Here is a 20,815-nt window from a genome sequence, read left to right as displayed (position 1 = left end):
TTATATTTTCAATTTCAATTATACTTGAAAGTGGAGCATTTGGCTCTATATTTTTTTGATCTCTCCAATTCTCTCTTTTACACCATTATACGGACACAATCGACTTATTATGGGTAAAAAGATACCTCTATGGCAAGCGTACTTGTGCTTCTTGTTCACATTGATTGCACTTATGTACTGCTTAGGTATGTTGGGAAAAATTGTCAACGTTTTCGGTGGCAACCCATCTGACACTGTCAATGCCTTCACATGTGAATATGGCGAAGTACATATCGCATTGTTGGTATCGGCAACATTCGCAACAATCGTAGCTTCACTTAATGGCTACAAATGGGCATTCCTGGAAGCAGGAATCCTCGCATCAATCAACAGATCCATGCAGGCTATGCTGATTCTGGCAGAAGTTGGACTTCTGATCGGATGCTGGGTAGCAGCAGGAGTTGTTCCTGGCATGATCTACTACGGATTATTAATCCTGAAACCAAGCATATATTTAACGGCAACCTGCTTGCTATGCTGTATAGTAGCATTAGCAACCGGATCCTCATGGACGACGGCAGGAACTATAGGAATCGCACTTATCGGAGTAGGAACTGGTCTTGGAATCAGCCCTGCTATGTCAGCCGGAGCAATCATCACCGGAGCTTATTTCGGAGATAAGATGTCACCGCTGTCAGATACTACAAACCTGGCACCTGCTATGGCAGGTGCCACCCTGTTCGACCATATCAGACATATGATCTGGACAGTAACACCTTCACTATTGATTGCCTTGGTAGTTTACACTATCCTGGGTCTGAAAGTAGACAAGAGCGCAAGCCTCGATATCGTAGAACCGATGAGAGATGCCTGCCTGGTCAACTTCAACCTGAACCTGTGGATGCTGTTACCACCAGTACTGGTAATCGTAATCGTAGCACTGAAGATACCTGCTATACCTGGAATCATGGGCGGCATCGTTGCCGGTATGATTATAGGCTCCATATTCAACGGTATCAACCTGGCAGACTGGCCGGGAATTCTCCATTATGGATATACAGTACCTGGATTCAGTGATGCGTGGACAGCTACAGAAGGAAAATATGCAGATGTCATCAATTCAGTAAGCGGAGGCGACGCAGACACGATACTCGGCTTGTCTAATGACCAGTTCAAGGAGTTTATAGCCCAAACGGGTGTAGGCACCAATATTCAGGGTGAGTATAACATCGATTCCCTGATCAACGAGAAGGGCGGCATGAGTTCCATGCTATGGACCATCAACCTGATCCTCTGCGCTATGTGCTTCGGCGGAGTAATGGATGCATCGGGAATGCTGGGGGCTATCGCCAAGTCACTGCTCGTATTTGCTAAGGGCGTTGGCGGACTGGTAACAGTAACACTGATCAGCTGCATAATCATGAACATCATCGGCGGAGACCAGTACCTGTCAATCGTACTTCCTGGAAGAATGTACAAGGAAGCATTTGAAGACATGCACCTGGCACCTAAGAATCTGTCAAGATGTCTTGAGGACTCAGGAACAGTAACATCCAACCTGATCCCATGGAACACCTGCGGAGCTACAATGTACAAGTTCCTGGGCGTACCGGCTTGGGGCAAGGGCGGATATGCACCGTTTGCTATTCTTTCATACATGAATCCTATCGTATCCTGCTTCTATGGATGGACAGGAATCTCCATGGTCAAGATGACTGATGAAGAGTATGAGGCTGTTATGGAAAAAAGAGCTAAAGAAAAAGAAGAAGCTTCAGAAAGTCTGGAAGCTTAAATCAATTAGTTAAAATAGAATCTTATGCTAATAAAGAGGACGCTGAAAACGGCGTCCTCTTTTATTGATGTATTTATGCTATATATATTCTCATGACCTCTGAAGGGCCTGACGGGATCTCATCCGAGGAGATGCTGTAGTTTTCCGACACCAGCAGGGTCTGGTCGGAAAAGTCCCTGTGGATCATGACCAGGCGGTCTCGGCCTTTGTTAAGGAGGATGTCTCCCTGTGGCTGATGCTGCATGGTCATCAGTGGATACGGGCCCTGGGCCGGTACGGCAGATTCCAGACTGCCTACGCATCTTCTGACTCCTATGGCATCCAGGGCTGCTTCCGACTGGCTGTTCATAACATTTAGTCCATAGTCTCCGAAGACATCTACTCCGGCGAATCTGAATGGCTGTATCCAGCCGAGACTGCCGACATAGACTCCTGTGTCGCGGCAGAGATCCGCTATGGAATCAAAGTTTTCTTCGATGTAAGCGTCCTCACTGCCTCGGGAAACGTTGGAGATATATGGGATAACAGTGCCAACTTCTGCCCGGTGACGGTGGAATTCGACCAGCGGCACTAGGGATACTAGCGGCAAGCCGGATCTCTCGACTTCAGGTGGAACAAAATGTTCTCTGTATGATTTCCAGCTGTAATAGTAGAGTTCTATGGCTACCGGTGTTTTCTCCTCTGTCAGTGGAATATAATCCTGGACCATTGGCGCGGTCCGTCTGGTAATCAGGGCTTCTTTCATCTGAGATAAGGCTCTGCGCCTCAGTTCGTTGATTTCAGAAGTTTTTACTGTGGCATCGAGTTCACCCTCGAAATCGATTTTTTCTGCCTTAAAAGGCGTGTTTCCCGTTTTCCTGAGAGCCTTCTCGAAGCGCGAGACTTCCGTTGGCACCTCGCCTCCTCCATAAGGCCCACCTTCTGCAAATACAGATGCTCCCGACTTATGCTTCACCACCAGCCGCAGCCTGTCACCATTAGCAATAAGTTCCATGTCGATGTTACCTTTGCGCAGGTACTTGCCTGCGTCAAAGCCGACATTCTCATAAGTGGCGCGAGCATGTTCAAGCTGACTTTTGCGCGAGATGCGGAAGAGCGGATCGCCGTGTTCCACCCGGCCGCGAATGTCGCCGATGCGAGTCAGGCCGCCCTTTAATTCTTTGTAATATGTGACGACATTGCCGCAGAGTTCTTTGCTCTGGATCTCCACTCCGTCGCCCAGGGACAGCTCATCGTAGAGCTTCACATCCACCAGAGCCGTGCCCTGTATACGCTTTATGACTTTGCCGATGCGTATGCCCTGATGCTTGGGCAGGTCTCCGGACATGATATCCATGGACGAATCCCCGTGATAATAGCCGTCGGTGAAGCCACCCCGGTTGAAAATCTGTTCCAGGGCCAGCCGATCAGCCGGATCGACAGTGTAACGGCCCTTTTCGTAATAAAGGTCCAGGTATTTCCTGTATATGGACGTGACAACGGCCACGTATTCTGCGGATTTCATGCGGCCCTCGATTTTGAAGGACAGAACGCCGGCATCGGCCAGGTCGCCCAGGTGATCGATGAGGCACTGATCCTTGGGGCTCAAAGGGTAGCGGACTGTATCCACTGGCTTGCCTTTTTCGTCGAAGGTCATGTACGGCAGGCGGCATGGCTGTGCGCAAAGTCCCCTGTTGCCGCTTCTGCCGCCGAAGTAACGGCTCAGCTGGCACTGTCCGGAGTAGCAGACGCATAGGGCTCCGTGAACAAAGACTTCTATGTCGGCTTCGGTGCTGCTGCAGATCTGGCGGATCTCGGCCAGTGACAGTTCTCTGGACAGGACTACCCGCTCGTAGCCCAGTCTCAGGGCAGTTTCGGCGCCCATCGCGTCGCAGACTGTGGCCTGTGTGGACAGGTGCAGCGGGAAATCAGGCATGTATTCCCTGATAAGTTTTCCCAGACCCAGATCCTGTATTATCAGTGCGTCCACGCCGGCTTCATATAGAAAGGCAGCGTATTTCAGTGCGCCATCAAGTTCGTCATCGGTCATGAGGGTATTCATGGTCACGAACACCTTGACGCTGCGCTTGTGGGCGAAGTCTACAGCCGCCTGCAGTTCCTCGTCGCTGAAATTCCCGGCATTTATCCTGGCATTAAAAAGATGGCCGCCGATGTATACTGCATCGGCGCCATTTTCAACTGCCGCTATAAATTGTTCTACGCCTCCGGCAGGAACCAGAAGCTCGCATTTTCCTTTGTTCAAAGTCCACCTCTTCAGATAAGTTTTTTCTTTATTATATACTATCTGCGGCAAACTTCAACCTTTTAGCCATCGTAAAGATGTACGGCGGCCTGTTCTACTGCAAAGGTTTGTAGGTCAGTGTCGCGGCCTGCTGCTTCATTTCCACTGCGTAGGCAAATATCTCCGCCGTATCCATACAGGTCAGCACCGGCAGGTTCCGCTCGATGGCCGCCCTCCTGATGGGAAAAGTATCCGCGCCTATAACGTTGATAGCCTTCGGCGTGTTGATTATTATCTGCAGTTCCTCGCCTATCATAGGCTTGACCTGGCTGTAGTCAAGTATCTCAGCCGCCAGGCCCTTCTCTGCTAGATATGCTCCCGTGCCTTCAGAGGCGTATATCTTCAGGCCCAGTTTATCGTAGGACTTGATTATCCTGACGCTGTCCGGATTCTTGTCGTGATCTCTGAGGCTTACGAAGACGCCGCCAGCGGTTGGTATATTGCCGCCTGCCCCGATGAAGCCTTTGTATATGGCCGTTTTCAGATCATTATCGATGCCCAGGACCTCGCCTGTGGACTTCATCTCCGGCCCTACGGCCACGTCCACATCAGTCAGCTTGGAGTCGGAGAAAACCGGAACCTTCACGGCGAAGTAATCCTTCGACTTGTAGAGACCCGTGCCCCACTCCATATCCTTTAATTTTGCGCCTGTCATGACTGCCACGGCGATCTTCACCATTGGCACGCCTGTGACCTTGCTGAGAATCGGCACCGTACGAGACGCCCGCGGATTGACCTCTATAACGTAGATTTTGTTGCCGTCCCAGGCGTACTGAATGTTCACCAGCCCGACAATATGCAAGGCCTTGACTATCTTGCGGGTGTCGGCCATGAGCTCGTCGATTACGTCAGCCGGCAGATCATATGGCGGATAGCAGGTGCAGCTGTCGCCGGAGTGGACGCCGGTCCGCTCGAAGTGCTCCATGATGCCCGGGATCAGAACGTCCTCGCCGTCAGCGATGGCATCGACGTCCATTTCCTTGCCCTCTACATATTTGTCTATGAGCACAGGATGCTCGTGAGATAGATTCACGGCTTCCTTCAGATATTTCATCAGTTCCTCGTCTTTGTAGACCACCTGCATGGCCCTGCCGCCGATGACGAATGACGGCCTTACGACCAAAGGATATCCCAGGCGCTCAGCCGCTTCCACGGCTTCTTCCTGAGTCCTAACAGCGCAGCCCTTAGGGGTCTCGATCTCCAGAATATCCAGCAGATCTGAGAATTTTTCCCTGTCCTCGGCCAGGTCGATGTATTTGTTCTGGGTGCCCAGTATCCTGATGCTCCGGGCTGCCAGCTTAGCCGCCAGGTTCAGGGACGTCTGGCCGCCGAACTGCAGTATGACGCCCAAAGGTCTCTCCTGCTTGACTACGTTCATGACGTCGTCAGTGTGTAGTGGCTCAAAATACAGCTTGTCTGATGTGTCGAAGTCGGTGCTGACGGTCTCAGGGTTGTTGTTGATGATGATGGACTCGTATCCCAGGTCTCTCAGGGCCCAGACTCCCTGGACGCAGCAGTAGTCGAACTCTATGCCTTGGCCAATTCTTATAGGGCCTGAGCCGACTACGAGGATCTTATCGTTATCTGAGCGTGTGCTTTCATTCTCTCCGCCGTAGCTGGAATAATAGTAAGGAGTCAGAGCCTCGAACTCTCCGGCACAGGTGTCCACGACCTTGTAGACCGGATAAATCTCGTGATATATCCTTATATCCTGGAGAACGTCTCTGGCCATGCCCGTCAAATCCATGATCTCGTCATCGACGAAACCTCTGCTCTCGGCTTCTCTTATAATATCGGCTGTGATCTCCGAAGTCTTCAGGATCCGCTCCATTTCTATTATGCCGTAGATTTTGTTCAGGAACCAGCGGTCAATCTTCGTCTCGGCGAAAATATCTTCAACTGTTGCTATGTCTCTGCGGAAGGCTTCTGCTATGCAGAATATCCTCTCATCGTCGCAGTCTCTGAGTTTCTCTATGAGTTTCTCGTTGCTGAGGCCTGTGACGTAGGGCACTCGCAGGCCCGTGCCCTCCACTTCCAGGGAGGCGATGGCTTTCAAAAGCGCGCTTTCGAAGTTTCTGTCTATAGCCATGATCTCGCCGGTGGCTTTCATCTGTGTTCCCAGCTTTCTGGACGCCGTGCGGAATTTATTGAATGGCCATTTGGGGATCTTCACGACGCAGTAGTCCAGGGCCGGCTCAAAGCAGGCGCTGGAGCCCTCTGTCACGTAGTTTTTCAGTTCGTCCAAAGTGTAGCCTATGGCGATCTTGGCGGCGATCTTGGCTATAGGGTATCCGGCGGCCTTGGATGCCAGGGCTGATGAACGGCTGACTCTCGGGTTGACTTCAATTACGATGTATTCGTCTCTGTCCGGATCCATGGCAAACTGCACGTTGCAACCGCCTTCTATATCCAGACTTCTGATTATTTTCAAAGCTGAATTTCTCAGCATCTGATACTGGGTGTCGTTGAGTGTCTGTGTCGGCGCGACTACGATGCTGTCGCCTGTGTGGATCCCCGCCGGATCCAGGTTTTCCATGGAGCAGATTATGATGCAGTTGTCCTTAGAATCTCTGATGACCTCATACTCTATCTCTTTCCATCCTGCTATGGATTTCTCCACGAGGATCTGGCCGATGGCGCTCTTCTCAATGCCCATCTTGCAGTGTTCTATGAGTTCTTCTTCATTGTGGGCGATGCCGCCTCCGGTGCCGCCCAGAGTGTAGGCAGGTCTGATGATCAAAGGATAGCCTATCTGTGTCGCGAAGGCTTTACACTCGTCTATGCCTGTGGCTATAATGCTCGGCGGTATAGGCTCGCCTATTTCTTCCATGAGATCTTTGAAAGCCTCCCTGTCCTCCGCCTTATGTATGCTTTCCTTGTTGACGCCCAGAAGCTTGACATGGTTCTTCTCAAATATTCCTTTTGCGTCTAATGACATGGCGAGATTGAGGCCTGTCTGCCCGCCGAAGCCGGCCAGTACGCCCTCAGGCTTTTCCTGCTCTATGATTTTTGTTACAGCATCTTCCGTGATGGGCTCCAGGTAAACCTTGTCGGCGATGCCCCGGTCCGTCATGATCGTGGCAGGATTGCTGTTGATGAGGATAGTCTCGATGCCCTCCTCGGAAATTGCCTTGCAGGCCTGAGTGCCGGCGTAGTCGAACTCCGCCGCCTGACCAATTACGATAGGGCCGGAGCCTATAATGAGAACTTTGTTCAAAGTGAAATCCTTAGGCATTACAGTGTTCCTCCCTTCATTAAATCGATAAATTTATCAAATAAGTATCCTGTATCGCAGGGTCCCGGGTTGGACTCCGGATGAAACTGTACAGAAAAAACAGGCTTGCTGATATGCTGCATGCCTTCCACTGTACCGTCGTTTAGATTCAGATGTGTTATGTCCAGGCCGTGGAGGATCACGCTTTCGGCGCTGACGGCATAGCCATGATTCTGAGAGGTGATATAGCTTCTGCCGGTATTCTTGTCGAAAACCCCGTGATTGCAGCCTCTGTGGCCATACTTGAGTTTGAATGTACTGCCGCCTGAGGCCAGGCCTATAAGCTGGTGACCCATGCAAATGCCGAATATGGGCATCTGGCCGGGGCCGTAATTGCTGTTGGTAATTAGTTTCTCTGTGACCTCTATGGCCTCCTTTGCAGCCTCGGGATCCCCCGGGCCATTGGTGATGAAAACGCCGTCGGGCTTGGCGGCCAGTATGGTCTTGGCTTTGGTGCCATATGGATAAAGGGTCAGGTCGCAGCCCCTGCACAAAAGTTCATTGAGTATGCTCTGCTTGACGCCAAGGTCCATGACGGCTACGTGGAAATGTTCATCTGACTTCAATTCCGTCACTTCAGTGACGCCTGCCGTCTTCATCTGGTCAGCATTCAGTTCACCATCATCGCAGATTTTCTTCAGCGCCCCCACGCTGAAGTTTTCCGTGGTAATGACGCACTTCTGATTGCCTTCATTTCTGATTTTTCTGGTGATCTCGCGAGTGTCAACATTATATACACCCGGTATCTTCTGTTCCTTCAGCCACTCATCAATGTTCATTACGCACCGCCAGTTGGACGGCTTCATGCACACATCCTTGGCCACCAGGCCGAAGGCGTGGATCTTGCCGGACTCGTTGTCCACCTCATTGATACCGTAATTTCCAATGAGCGGATATGTCATAGTTATAATCTGCTCCTTGTAGGACGGGTCTGTCAGGGTCTTCTGGTAACCGGTCATGGCAGTATTAAAGACCAGCTCTCCAACTCTGGTCCCCTCATAGCCAAAACCCGTACCTTTATACACTGTACCGTCTTCAAGATAAAGGATTCCCTTCATATTCTATACTATCTCCTCTCGCTTTTAGGGAAGATTATACTATTATTTGGATTTATATTCAATAGTATTTGGTAAAAAAGTTAATTTTTATTTTTCTGCGCCAATATTTTTTGGTTTTTTTGGTTTTTTATACAAAATCCCTTGATTTGTGTATACAAATATGTTATATTACATACATTACAAATTTATTCAATAAAGCTTATAATTATTTACTTGACGTTTGGAGGAGTTAAAATGTCTAAAGAAAAAATCGTCCTGGCCTACTCAGGCGGCCTGGATACATCGGTCATTCTGACATGGCTAAAGGAAAAATATGACTGCGAAGTCATCGCCGCGTGCTGCGACGCAGGACAGGGAGAAGACTTTGATGCAATAGAGAAGAAAGCAATAGCGAGCGGTGCATCGAAGGCTTATACCCTCGACATCAGAGAAGAGTTCATTACGGACTACATCTACCCGACTTTGAAGGCCGGTGCTATTTATGAAAATGATTATTTACTGGGCACATCCATGGCAAGACCTCTTATGGCTAAGAAGCTTGTAGAGATTGCTGAAAAGGAAGGTGCCTTCACTATTGCCCACGGCTGCACAGGCAAAGGCAACGACCAGGTAAGATTCGAGACAACTATCAAAGCCCTGAATCCTGCTATGCAGATCATAGCTCCGTGGAGAACTTGGGACTTCCAGTCTCGTGAGGACCTTATCGAATATGCTCATCAGCATAACATTCCTATCGCCCAGACTACTGAAAAAATCTATTCAAGAGACGAAAACATCTGGCATATCAGCCACGAAGGCGGCAATCTGGAAAATCCATGGAATGAACATAAGAAGGACATCCATGTTCTTTCAGTTGAACCTGAGGATGCTCCTGATGAGATCACTTATGTGACTATCACTTTCGAAAAGGGCATTCCTGTAGCTATCGACGATCAGAAAATGGATCCAGTCGCTCTTCTTACAAAGCTCAACGAGCTGGGCAGCAAGAACGGCGTCGGTACTATCGATATTATCGAGAACCGTCTGGTGGGCATGAAGTCCAGAGGCGTCTATGAAACTCCGGGAGGAACTATCCTCTTCCAGGCTCACAGAGATCTTGAGAAGCTGATCCTGGACCGCGACACTACTGCATATAAGAACATCGTCGCTCAGAAATTCGCCGAGCTTTGCTACGACGGTCTCTGGTTCACTCCTCTCCGCGAGGCTATCTCAGCTTTCGTAGATGTGACTCAGGAGCAGGTAACTGGCAAAGTCAAAATGAAGCTGTACAAAGGAACTGCTTGGCCTGTGGCTAGTCAGTCTCCGTATTCTCTCTACAGCGAGGAGTTCGCAACCTTCAGTGCTGACGAAGTTTATGACCAGCACGATGCCGAGGGATTCATCAATCTGTTCTCGCTGCCACTGAAGATCAGGGCTATACAGAAACAGAGTCTGGAAGGCGTTCCTGAAGCTCAGAAGAAGAAGTTCGCCAAGAAGATAATTAAAGGCGGAGACTTCAAGCAATGATCATAGAGAGAGCGAGGCCCTCACTAGTCCTCGTTTGCAGGGAGTCATATAGTCTCGCTCGCGAATTGCAGAATATGTCGCGGTGTATGACGGCGAATAAAGGTGCAAGCCCTGGCGCCACGACAAAGGCGGCCTAGCGGCCGCCTTTAATAGTTTAATATCGATCATTCTAAGGTGATTAGAATGGCTGAATCTTTCCAGTTGCAAGCATTACGCATGCGATTACGAACCAGATCATTACCAGGATGAATATTACCAGATCATATGTCTTAGGGAATAACTTCTCCTTCTTCTGTTTCTGATTTATGATGTACAGGATAGCACCCGGTGCATAAGCCAGAGCCATAATCAGGATATACTGCCATCCACTGGCATACAGCATCCAGATTCCATAAATGGAACCAAGCAATGCAACTACCCAGATGCCCAGTTTGCCGCCACCGGAGGAATCCTTGGTTGTATTTCCTCTGACAGTTTCCAGCAGCATGAAGAATGCTGATGAAATGTATGGGATCATGATAAGACTCGTTGACAGAGTATACAGGATCTGGAATGATGAGCTGTTGATGTAAACCAGAACGATGAAGAACTGGAAGATCAAGCCTGCAACCAGAGCTGCATTTCCCAGTCCGCCATGACTGTTCTCTTTTGCCAGGAACTTAGGGAAGCATCCCTGCTGTGCCGGTAAGAACTCACTATCTGTTACCAGAATAGTGTATGAGAACATAGCTACTACCAGTGAAAGGATGATAGCTACACTAACAAGTACTGCGCCCCAAGGTCCTACAACGTACTCAACTAATGAAGACATTGAAGGAGTAGCCAGTGCTGCCAACTGATCATGAGGCATGATGCCCATACCCATGATATCAATTACTACATACAGTGCCAGTAATCCAAGGAATGAGTATACTGCTGCTTTGCCGGCAACCTTAGTTGTCTTGGCACGAGCTGACAATACTACGGCTCCCTCGATACCGATGAAGATCCATACTGTCGTGAACATAGTGCTCTTTACCTGATCCAATACGGATCCGGCAGCGCCGTCGCCCCAGAAATTGCTAACGAATACGTCCCAGCTGAATGCTCTTGCGAAGAGCACTGCTATGATCATTACCAGGATAGGAATGATCTTTGCGATTACTGCGATCATGTTAACAGTTACAGCTTCTTTGACGCCGCGTGCTACCATGAAGCACAGGAGCCATAAGAAAATACTTGCAACTACACATGACGCCAGGTTCGAACCATTTCCGAATACCGGGAAGAATTTGTTCAGCGTTGTGAATAGCAGAGCCATGAAGGCTACAGGTGTCAGCGCTGCACTCAGCAGGTAACCCCATGCTACGTTGAATCCGATGTACTCACCGAATCCATCTCTCGCATAAGCAAAAATTCCACTTTTCAGGTCAGGTCTCTTAATGCCTAACTGATAGAAGCACAGGCATAATGCCAATGTGCCAAGCCCGCATACCAGCCATCCGATAAGAGTAGCACCGGTGTAAGCACCGCTGGCAGCCAGGTCTCCGACCATGCTGAATACTCCGCTGGCCAGTGTCGTTCCAATCGAGAAGAAGGTCAGCTTGGCGGTGCCAAGGCCTTTCTCGTTGTACGAATTAAGGTTATTCTCCATAGAATAATACCTCCCCAATTAATAATAAGATTTAGTTATAAGTTCTATAGAAACTCGAAAGGCAGAAGTACTTATAGTATCTCTGCCTGTGAGTTGTCTAACATAATAGTTTATGCAAAGGAAACGATAGTTCCAGTCTTGCCTGCAAGAGCGTCAACTGCACAATCAAGAGAAGTAATGATAGCTTTCTTATTAGGATAACCCCTTACAAACTTCATGGCAGCTTCAACCTTAGGAAGCATGCTTCCCGGAGCGAATTGTCCTTCTTCTATGTATTTGTCTGCATCTTCCAATGTCAATGTTGAAAGATCCTGCTGATCAGGTTTTCCAAAGTTTATGGCAACCTTCTCAACCTCTGTCAGTATCATAAGATAATCTGCACCGACTTCCTCTGCAAGAAGTTCAGCACCGAAGTCCTTATCGATAACTGCTGCTACTCCGGAATAAGTTCCGTTACGATTTTCGATAACAGGAATTCCGCCGCCGCCTGTGGAGATCACGATAGATGTAGGCCATAATGTCTTAACAGCCTCGATCTCTACGATCTTCCTTGGCAATGGTGAAGCAACTACGCGTCTATAGCCTCTGCCGGCATCCTCAACCATAGTATAACCCTTGGTCTTCTCCAGCTCTTTCGCTTCTTCTTCAGAATAGAACGGGCCGATAGGCTTGGTTGGATGCTTGAATGCAGGGTCGTTCTTCTCAACAACAGTCTGAGTCTCGATAGTCAGGACCGGAATGTTCCTGTTCCTTTTGTTCAGAGCGTATTTCAAAGCCTGCTGGATGTGATATCCAATATAACCCTGTGACATTGCTCCGCATACATCGAAAGGCATAGCCGGTGTAACGTCTTTGGCTGTCTCAGATGCAAGCAGGATCCTGCCTACCTGAGGGCCGTTGCCGTGTACTATACCGATCTCATAACCCATGCAGCTGATGTCCGCAATATATTCACAGGTTTTTCTAACAACTTTCAACTGAGCTTCAGCGGTTGCTTCAGATTTTCCTGACTGAAGAGCATTTCCGCCTAAAGCTATAACTATCTTTTCTGACATTTATAGATTCCTTTCTTTTTACAGATCGTCTCTGTTAACCGGGCAGGACATGCAGCGAGGGCCGCCTCTGCCTCTTGATAATTCGGCACTTGGGATAGTCAGTACTTTGATTCCCTTTTTGTCCAGCAAATCATTCGTAACATAGTTTCTCTCGTAGGTCACTACTGTTCCTGGAGCTATACAAAGAGTGTTGGAACCATCGTTCCACTGCTCTCTCTGAGCTGCCATCGGATCGTTGCCGCCGCATCTGATCAGGTCTACTGCAGGCAGTTTCAAAACTTTCTTCAAAATGTTCTGAAGTGAGTCTGTCAGTGACTCGAAGTGCGGTTTGCCGTCCATTCCCAAAGTGATCTCGAAGAGGCGCAGCGGTCCTTCGATTTCCGGATGGATGGTGAACTTGTCGTAGTCTACCATTGTAAATACTGTGTCAAGATGCATGAATGCTCTGCTCTTAGGAATGTCCAGGACGAGCACTCTCTTGAATGTTGACTTGTGCAAAATGTTCTCTGCGAATCTTTCGATTCCGGCTGCCGATGTTCTCTGGCTCAGGCCGATGGCTACTGTCTCGCTGTTGAGTACAAGCACGTCTCCGCCTTCAATCGAGAATGGATCGTCATAGTCGTACCAGAGCTGTGATCCTTCAGGTGCAAAGTCTTTATTATGCATGAACATATATCTTAACAACAAACACTCACGTCTTCTGGTTGCTGTGCTCATGTGGTGTACGTTCAGTCCGTTACCTACGCATGCGCCCGGGTCTCTTGTGAAATACAGGTTTGGCATAGGATCCATGTAGAACGGATATGCTGAAGTGATGAAGTCTGCCAGTGATTTAGTCTCAACCTTAGGAATATCATCCTTCTTGACGCCAGCGATGATTTTCTCAACCATCTGCTTAGCAGGCATTGCGATCAGGTAGTCATAAATAGCTTCTCTGACTCCTTCTGAAAACAGATCGCTTTCGTCCAGCATCTTATTAAGGAACTCTTCCTTAACTGACTGCTCCTGAAGAGCCTTAGCTGTCTCGTCTACATAGTAAACGACTTCTACTCCGTTCTCTCTGAGAACTTCTGCAAATCTGTCGTGCTCCTGCTGAGCAACTTTTAAATATGGTATATCGTCAAACAACAATCTTGCGAAGTTGTCCGGCACGAGGCCTTCTACCTCAGGGCCTATACGATGAAGCAAAACTTTATTAAGTTTGCCTATTTCCGAATAATTGTGAATTCCAGGATACATGATTTCTCCTCTCGTGCATAGGGGCGCGTGGTCCCTACAGTTTCTCTCCTAAAACTATAATACTTAAATTTGTAATACTATATAATACTAAGGAACTTTTTCCTCCATTGCGCGGGCGAGCGATGGTCATCCGCGCAATGAGGTAAAATTAACATATTTTTCATAATGCGCAGGAAATTTTTCTCAGTGCACAGGTTGGCCGAGTAAGTGCGAACGCGCGTACTTCTGGTACGTAAGCGAGCACGAGCGATGGTCATCCGCGGCAATGAAGAAAATTAACAAGCATTATGCTATTGTGGCTACAATGATTGCCTTAATTGAGTGCATTCTGTTCTCAGCCTCGTCAAATACTACTGAGTGCTTGGAGCTGAATACTTCCTCGGTAACCTCTCTGATGTCATAGCCAAGGTCTTTCTGTGTCTTAGCCATTGTTGTCTCGAAGTTATGGAATGAAGGCAGGCAATGCATGAAGATTACGTCCTTGTTTCCTGTCTGCTCAAGCATTTCCTCTGTAACCTTGTAAGGTGTCAGAAGCTTAACTCTCTCAGGGATCTGATCCTCTTCACCCATGGAAGCCCAGATGTCTGTGTAAAGAACGTCAGCGTCCTTCAGGCAATCAGGAGTTGTGCAAACTTCGATCTTTGCTCCTGTTTCTTTAGCTACTGCGTTAGCTCTTGCAAGTACGTCCTTGTCAACTTCGTTAGCCAGCTCCTGTGGTCCGTATGCTACGAAATGCATACCCATCTTAGCGCAGCCGTACATCCAAGCGTAAGCCATGTTGTTTCTAACGTCTCCGCAGAATACAACCTTAACTTTGCTCAGTGGTTTGTGAACGTGCTCTTCTATTGTCAGCATATCTGCAAGGATCTGTGTAGGATGGTCAACGTCTGTAAGACCGTTCCATACAGGTACACCGGCATTGTTTGCCAGGTCTTCAACTACAGCCTGATCGTATCCTCTGTACTCGATACCATCATAGAATCTGCCAAGAACCTTAGCTGTATCTGCGATAGTTTCTTTCTTGCCCATCTGTGAACTCTTGGAATCAAGGAATGTTACATGAGCACCTTCATCAAGGCAAGCTACCTCGAATGCGCATCTTGTTCTTGTTGAAGTCTTCTCGAACAGCAGAACTACGTTCTTGCCTTTCAGTACTTCATTATGTATTCCTGCTCTTTTCTTAGCCTTAAGATCATGAGCCAGATCCAGCATGTATCTGATTTCTTCCGGTGTGAAGTCCATAAGTGTTAAGAAATGTCTTCCTTTAAGATTTACTGCCATTGTTATTTCTCCTTTTTTTAATAAATCATATTTTAATCGTCACCATAACGGATTTGATATATACTTTATACGAAGATGATACTATATTTGTCAAAAAATTAAAGTACCAGTACCTTCAAAAATTAAAGTACCAGTACCGCATAATCTTGCATTTCTTCGCATTTTTCTACAGTCTATTATACATTGTTCTGAGCAATTCCACAAGTCTATTCGCGCCCTCAGACAGCCAATATGTGGATTCGTAAGAGTAGTTCAGACGCAGATGATCGAATCCGCCGTTATGCATAGGATAAAAAACCTCGCCAGGGACTACAGTTATGCCTGCCTTGGTTGCTTCTTCGGCTACGTCCATACCGTTGAGTCCTTCCGGCAGCTGGCACCAGACGTACACTCCGCCCCGAGGTTTTCTGTATCTGACGCCTATGGATGTGGCTCTGTCCAAGTATGAACAAAGTACATCGCGTTTCTGGCGGTTTCCCTTACGGATTTTCTCGACTTTTTCATAATATCTGCCGTCAGCCAGGTATTTTCCCAGAAGTTTCTGAGTCATCCAGTTGATGGACATGATGCGTATGGATACCAGATAGCTGAGGCTCCTGATGAGTCTCTCGTTGGCTACGACCAGAGCCAGCGACAATCCCGGAATAAATGTGAGTGAAAATGAGTAAATGTAAATCACATTGTCATTTCTATCCATAGATTTGATGCTGGGGATCGCTCCATCCTCGTAATTCAGTTCTGATGCGGCGTCTTCCTCTATTATCGGAATACGGTATTTCTCCGATATGGCCAGCAGGTGCTTCCTGCGCTCCATGGACATTATTACCCCTGTTGGATCCTGATAGCTGGAGTTGACATAGATGAACTTAGGCTCATGTTTTTCTATGAGGGACTCTATGTTATCACAGTTCATGCCGTCCTTATCTACGGGCAGAGTAAAATAGCGGCATCCTGCCAGCTGGATGGCCCTGTAAACGTCCGGCGAGACCGGCTCCTCAATAATTACGCAATCCCCGGGGCTGACCAGGGCCGTAATGAGAAAGTCCATAGCCTGATTAGTCTCCGACAGCACCTGAAGCTGGCCCAGGCCCGCCTTGATACCCTTTGTTCTAAGAAAGGCCAGAAGCTGCTGCCTGAGATTGGTATCCCCTTGGTAAGGGGCCAGATATGCCGGCAGCGCCGCACTTTCATTGAGTATGGACGCCAGATCTTCACCCAGCTTGTCCTCTTCATATATAGCCGGCGGCATGCCCGTGGACATGGAAATTTTGTTGCCCTCGGTGAACTTGACGAATATGTCATCATAGGTTTCCTTCATGTCCAGATACTCGTCTTTAATGGCGTGGCTCCAGTTGACCTTATGCCGCGGATTCTCGCTGAGATCCTCGGTTTCACTGCTGCCGTAGGACACTAGATAACCGACGCCCTGCCTGGACTCGATCAGATCGGCATCTTTCAGTGTGTCGTAAGCCCTGATTATAGTATTCCTGTGGACCCCTAGGATCGACGATAGCTTCCGCTCCGAAGGCAGAACTGAGCCATCCGCCAGCTGACCGGTGATGATTTTCCTCTTGATCTGATCAGCGATCTGCCAGTAATATGGCGTATGCAGATTTTTGTTCAGCTTGATATCCATGAGGGCTACTCCTTCTTGCCGTGGAACTGATAATAGCAGACTTCCAGCCGGCCGTTATACAGTTTGCGCCGCCTGTCGGCTTTGCGTCCGAAGATCCTGTCCTCGACATCTTTATCCGTGGTGACCATGAACAAAGACCAGCTTGGGTTGTCTGCGAAGAACTTCTTATATGTGTCGTAGATTTTATCTATCTGCTTCTGGTTGCCTATGCGCTCGCCGTAAGGCGGATTGGTAATTATTATGCCTCCGGTTTCTGTGGCTCTGAGTTTAGCCACGTCTTCGCAGGCGAATTCTATGCAGTCATCGACTCCGGCTTCCTCGGCGTTGGCTTCAGCGGCTTTCACCGCGCGCTTGTCAATGTCGCCGCCGTATATCTTCAGGTCTGCGTCATAATCCATTGCCTCAAAGGCGTTCTTTTTTTCTTCTTTCCAAAAGTCAACGGGTATGAATCCCCATTCCTCTGAAGCGAACTTTCTGCCAAGGCCGGGAGCTATGTTCCGTCCTATCATGGCGGCCTCTATAGGGATAGTGCCCGAACCGCAGCACGGGTCGATAAGCAGGCGCCCCGGTTTCCAAAAGGAAAGCTGGACCATGGCTGCCGCAAGGGTCTCCTTGATTGGCGCCTCTACGTCCTCAACTCTGTATCCCCGCTTATGAAGTCCGGCTCCGCTGGTGTCTACAGTTATGACAGCGTTATCCTTCAGCATGGTGACCTTCACCGTATACTCGGCTCCTGTTTCCGGGAACTGATCGATGCTGTAATACTCTCTCATCCTCTCGACTATAGCCTTCTTGACTATGCTCTGACAGGCAGGCACGCTGTGTAGCTGAGACTTTACCGATGTCCCTGTGACTGTGAACTTTCCGTCCATAGGTATCAGTTCTTCCCAGGCCATACCCTTGACCTGCTGGAATAATTCTTCAAATTCCAGGGCTTTGAACTCGCCCATCTTCAACAGAACTCTGTCAGCGCTGCGTAACCACAGGTTACACCTGACTATGGCTCTCTCGTCGCCGATGAATGTCACCTTGCCGTCTTCAGTTTTCTCGATCTCGTAACCCAGGCTCTGGATCTCTCTCTTTACTACCGCCTCAAGGCCAAATGTGGCCGTGGCTATCAATTTTAATCTCATTATTGTCTCCGAAAAAAAATCTCTCCACAAAAGGCAATGCCATAATTGTGGAGAGTTGCTATATTAATTAAATGGATCTTTTCTGTTCAAGCTATTGGACTGGATGGCGTCAAGCTCGTCGAGAGCCTTGCCCGTACCTATGGCGACACAGGACTTAGGATCTTCAACTATCCTTACTTCGATCCCTGTTCTCTCCTGGATCTTTCTGTCTATTCCATAAAGCAGTGCGCCACCGCCTGTTACGACGATGCCTGAGCTGCTGATGTCAGCCGACAATTCCGGCGGTGTCTTTTCCAAAACTCCGTGGACAGCCTCGCATATGAGATGCAGTGGCTCCTCCAGTGCTTCCATTACTTCTTCTGAAGTGATGTCTACAGTCTTAGGCAGGCCTGTTACCAGGTCACGACCTCTGCACTCCATGGAAACCTCTTCCTCTCTCGGGAAAGCCGTTCCTATAGCCTGCTTGATATTCTCGCCTGTTCTTTCTCCGATATACAGCTTGTGGACTTTCCTCATATATCTGATTATAGACTCATCGAACTTGTCTCCCGCAACCTTGACAGATGTGCTGGTGACGATTCCTCCGAGAGCTATAACAGCTATATCCGTAGTGCCTCCGCCTATATCTATTACCATCTTGCCGTCAGGTTCTGTAACATCCAGACCTGATCCGATAGCCGCTGCCATAGGCTCTTCCATAAGGTAAACTTCCTTGCCTCCAGCCTGTGTAGCCGCCTCTCTTACGGCACGTTTCTCTACTTCTGTAACTCCACTCGGTACGCAGACCATTATTCTCGGCTTGAAAAATCTGCCGCTTCCACAGGTCTTGCGTATGAAGTACTTAAGCATTCTCTCTGTAATATCATAATCTGAGATTACTCCATCTTTCAAAGGTTTGGCCGCAACTATGTTGGCAGGAGTCCTGCCCAGCATCTGACGAGCTTCCTCACCTATGGCGAGGATCTCATCTGTATCCTTGTTTACGGCTACTACTGAAGGCTCGTTCAATACGATGCCCTTGCCCTTTATATATACCAGCACATTGGCTGTTCCCAGATCTATTCCAACTTCCGAAGCCATTTTCTATCTCCTTACCAATTGTATGCTATATTCATACAAATATTTCTTATCATTATGTACTATTGATTCACTGAACTAATATTATATACAATTTTCAAAGATTTTTCAAGGGCTTGTCCTCTATATAGAATATTTATTCTTATATTCTTCAAATAATCTCTTGAATTCCGGATCATCAGCAGACTTCAGCTGGTTCAGATATTCATGAGTTTCGAAGGAGTCGTGGGCCAGTTCAATGATAGCGACTGCTATATTGGAGCAATGGTCTGACACCCTCTCGTAATTAGTCAGTATATCAGAAAGTACGAATCCATTCTGAATGGTACATTCGCCCTTCTGCAAACGGTTGATATGATTCAGCTTGACTGCCTCTGTCAACCCGTCGATGACCTGTTCCAGAGGCTCAACTCTGGAAGCCATCTCTATATCGTCCGTATCGTAGGCTCTTATTGTGATATCCAGTATCTCTTTCAGAGCTGCCGCAACAACATTAAGTTCGCTGTGGGCCGTATCCGACAGAACTACGCTCTTCTCCTGGATCTCCTTACTGGCAGACAGAACATTGACCGCATGGTCGCTTATCCTCTCGAAATTGCCGATAGTGTGGAGCATCTTGGATATCTGCCTGGTATCGTGATCTGAAAGTTCATTAGCCGAAAGCTTGACCAGATATGATCCCAGGTGATCCTCGAATATATCCACGTCACCTTCCATCTGATGAACGGCTTCCGAATCCTCTTCAGAATAACTGAAGAGTATATCCATTGATTTCAGCATGGAATTCTTGGCTATATGAGCCATTTCCACTGCCTGGTTATTACATTCTCTTATAGCGATAGTCGGCGTCTTAAGCAGACGTTCGTCCAGGAATGCGACCTCTCTCTCCGGCTCCGTATGTATAGTCTTGACGGCTATCCTTACGAGGACCTGAGTGAACGGCAGAAGTAACGCTGTGGTGCACACGTTGAAAATCGTATGGAACAAAGCGATGCCTACGGGGCTGATGGTATCGTTTATAAATTTAAAGTCTATGAAAGCGTGAAGCCCATAGAATACTGCCATGAATACTGCCGTTCCGATAACGTTGAACAGAATGTGTATGACAGCTACTCTCTTAGCGTTCTTATTAACGCCGATACTTGAGATAAGTGCCGTGGCGCAGGTGCCTATATTCTGTCCCATTACGATAGGAATAGCCATGCCGCAGGTTATGCCTCCGGTCATTGACAAGGCCTGGAGCATACCTATGGATGCAGCCGAGCTCTGAATAACTGCCGTTACAACAAGACCAGTAAGGACTCCCAGCAGCGGGTTATTGAATGCTGTCAGTATCGACTCGAACTTAGGCGAATCTGCCAGCGGACTTACCGAATTGCTCATGAACTGCATTCCATACATAAGTATAGCGAAGCCGACCATGATATTGCCTATATCTCTCTTCTTGCTGGTCTTGCAGGTCATCATCATTATGACGCCAACCAGGGCCATTATAGGCGAGAAGGATTCGGGTTTAAGCATTTTAATGAAAAAGTTATCGCTGGAAATGCCAATCATACTCATTATCCATGCGGTAACAGTGGTTCCTATATTCGACCCCATTATAACACCTACTGTGTTAGAAAGATCCATGATCCCTGAGTTTACCAGACCTACCAGCATTACTGTTACTGCTGAAGAACTCTGGATTGCTATGGTGATCCCGCAGCCTAAAAGAAGGCCCTTGAATCTGTTAGAGGTCATTCTGTTCAGTATGGCTTCCATCTTGCCGCCGGCCAGTTTCTCCAGACTAGCCGACATCTGGTTCATGCCAAACAAAAACAGGGCTAACCCTCCAAAGAGGGTTATAAAAGAAAAAATATCCATGTACT

At 48.1% G+C, this 20,815-nt stretch carries 13 protein-coding genes; 2 read left to right on the top strand and 11 right to left on the bottom strand.

Going from position 1 to position 20,815, the window contains the following annotated elements; translation table 11 throughout:
• Positions 1 to 187: 187 nt before the first annotated feature.
• The gene (locus EV211_RS06860) at positions 188 to 1,771 is read left to right on the top strand and encodes a Na+/H+ antiporter NhaC family protein (protein ID WP_166635395.1); all 1,584 of its coding nucleotides are present in this window, start codon (positions 188 to 190) and stop codon (positions 1,769 to 1,771) included.
• A 73-nt stretch (positions 1,772 to 1,844) separates the two neighbouring features.
• Here the strand turns inward: EV211_RS06860 and EV211_RS06855 are convergent, their stop codons facing one another.
• The 3 genes from EV211_RS06855 to carA form a co-directional block, all read right to left on the bottom strand.
• Positions 1,845 to 4,013 carry a peptidase U32 family protein gene (locus tag EV211_RS06855; RefSeq protein WP_133528687.1) on the bottom strand — a complete coding sequence of 723 codons (2,169 nt, stop codon included), beginning with the start codon at positions 4,011 to 4,013 and terminating at the stop codon, positions 1,845 to 1,847.
• 94 nt (positions 4,014 to 4,107) lie between these two features.
• Positions 4,108 to 7,287: a carbamoyl-phosphate synthase large subunit gene (carB, locus tag EV211_RS06850; RefSeq protein ID WP_133528686.1), complete on the bottom strand. Its 3,180-nt coding sequence runs from the start codon at positions 7,285 to 7,287 to the stop codon at positions 4,108 to 4,110.
• On the bottom strand, positions 7,287 to 8,384 hold the full coding sequence (gene carA, locus EV211_RS06845; protein ID WP_133528685.1) for a glutamine-hydrolyzing carbamoyl-phosphate synthase small subunit: 1,098 nt from the start codon (positions 8,382 to 8,384) through the stop codon (positions 7,287 to 7,289). The genes carB and carA overlap by 1 nt, the downstream gene beginning before the upstream one ends.
• A 234-nt stretch (positions 8,385 to 8,618) precedes the next feature.
• Between carA and EV211_RS06840 the strand changes: the two genes are divergently transcribed.
• Positions 8,619 to 9,890 (top strand): argininosuccinate synthase, encoded by a 1,272-nt coding sequence (locus EV211_RS06840; protein WP_133528684.1) that lies wholly within the window; start codon positions 8,619 to 8,621, stop codon positions 9,888 to 9,890.
• Between the two features lie 178 nt (positions 9,891 to 10,068).
• Here EV211_RS06840 and EV211_RS06835 read toward each other — a convergent pair whose 3' ends face one another.
• From EV211_RS06835 to EV211_RS06800, 8 genes are all read right to left on the bottom strand, one after another.
• Positions 10,069 to 11,523: a basic amino acid/polyamine antiporter gene (locus tag EV211_RS06835; protein WP_133528683.1), complete on the bottom strand. Its 1,455-nt coding sequence runs from the start codon at positions 11,521 to 11,523 to the stop codon at positions 10,069 to 10,071.
• Positions 11,524 to 11,633: 110 nt separating this feature from the next.
• A complete protein-coding gene (arcC, locus tag EV211_RS06830) occupies positions 11,634 to 12,578 on the bottom strand; it encodes a carbamate kinase (RefSeq protein WP_133528682.1) in 945 nt (314 codons plus the stop codon).
• Positions 12,579 to 12,596: 18 nt separating this feature from the next.
• Complete coding sequence (arcA, locus tag EV211_RS06825) at positions 12,597 to 13,817, bottom strand: arginine deiminase (RefSeq protein ID WP_133528681.1); 1,221 nt, start codon at positions 13,815 to 13,817, stop codon at positions 12,597 to 12,599.
• Positions 13,818 to 14,102: 285 nt separating this feature from the next.
• Entirely contained in the window at positions 14,103 to 15,098 is a 996-nt protein-coding gene (gene argF / locus EV211_RS06820; RefSeq protein WP_133528680.1) for an ornithine carbamoyltransferase, read from the bottom strand.
• 166 nt (positions 15,099 to 15,264) lie between these two features.
• A complete protein-coding gene (locus EV211_RS06815) occupies positions 15,265 to 16,734 on the bottom strand; it encodes an aminotransferase-like domain-containing protein (RefSeq protein ID WP_133528679.1) in 1,470 nt (489 codons plus the stop codon).
• A 5-nt stretch (positions 16,735 to 16,739) separates the two neighbouring features.
• Positions 16,740 to 17,867 carry a THUMP domain-containing class I SAM-dependent RNA methyltransferase gene (locus tag EV211_RS06810; RefSeq protein ID WP_133528678.1) on the bottom strand — a complete coding sequence of 376 codons (1,128 nt, stop codon included), beginning with the start codon at positions 17,865 to 17,867 and terminating at the stop codon, positions 16,740 to 16,742.
• Positions 17,868 to 17,930: 63 nt separating this feature from the next.
• Positions 17,931 to 18,947, bottom strand: a complete 1,017-nt coding sequence (gene mreB / locus EV211_RS06805) for a rod shape-determining protein (protein WP_133528677.1) — start codon at positions 18,945 to 18,947, stop codon at positions 17,931 to 17,933.
• 120 nt (positions 18,948 to 19,067) lie between these two features.
• Entirely contained in the window at positions 19,068 to 20,810 is a 1,743-nt protein-coding gene (locus EV211_RS06800; protein WP_133528676.1) for a Na/Pi cotransporter family protein, read from the bottom strand.
• Positions 20,811 to 20,815 lie beyond the last annotated feature (5 nt).

Source organism: Aminicella lysinilytica (assembly GCF_004362975.1).
GTDB classification, from domain to species: Bacteria; Bacillota; Clostridia; order Peptostreptococcales; family Anaerovoracaceae; genus Aminicella; species Aminicella lysinilytica.
This window is presented reverse-complemented; position numbering and strand designations above follow the sequence as displayed.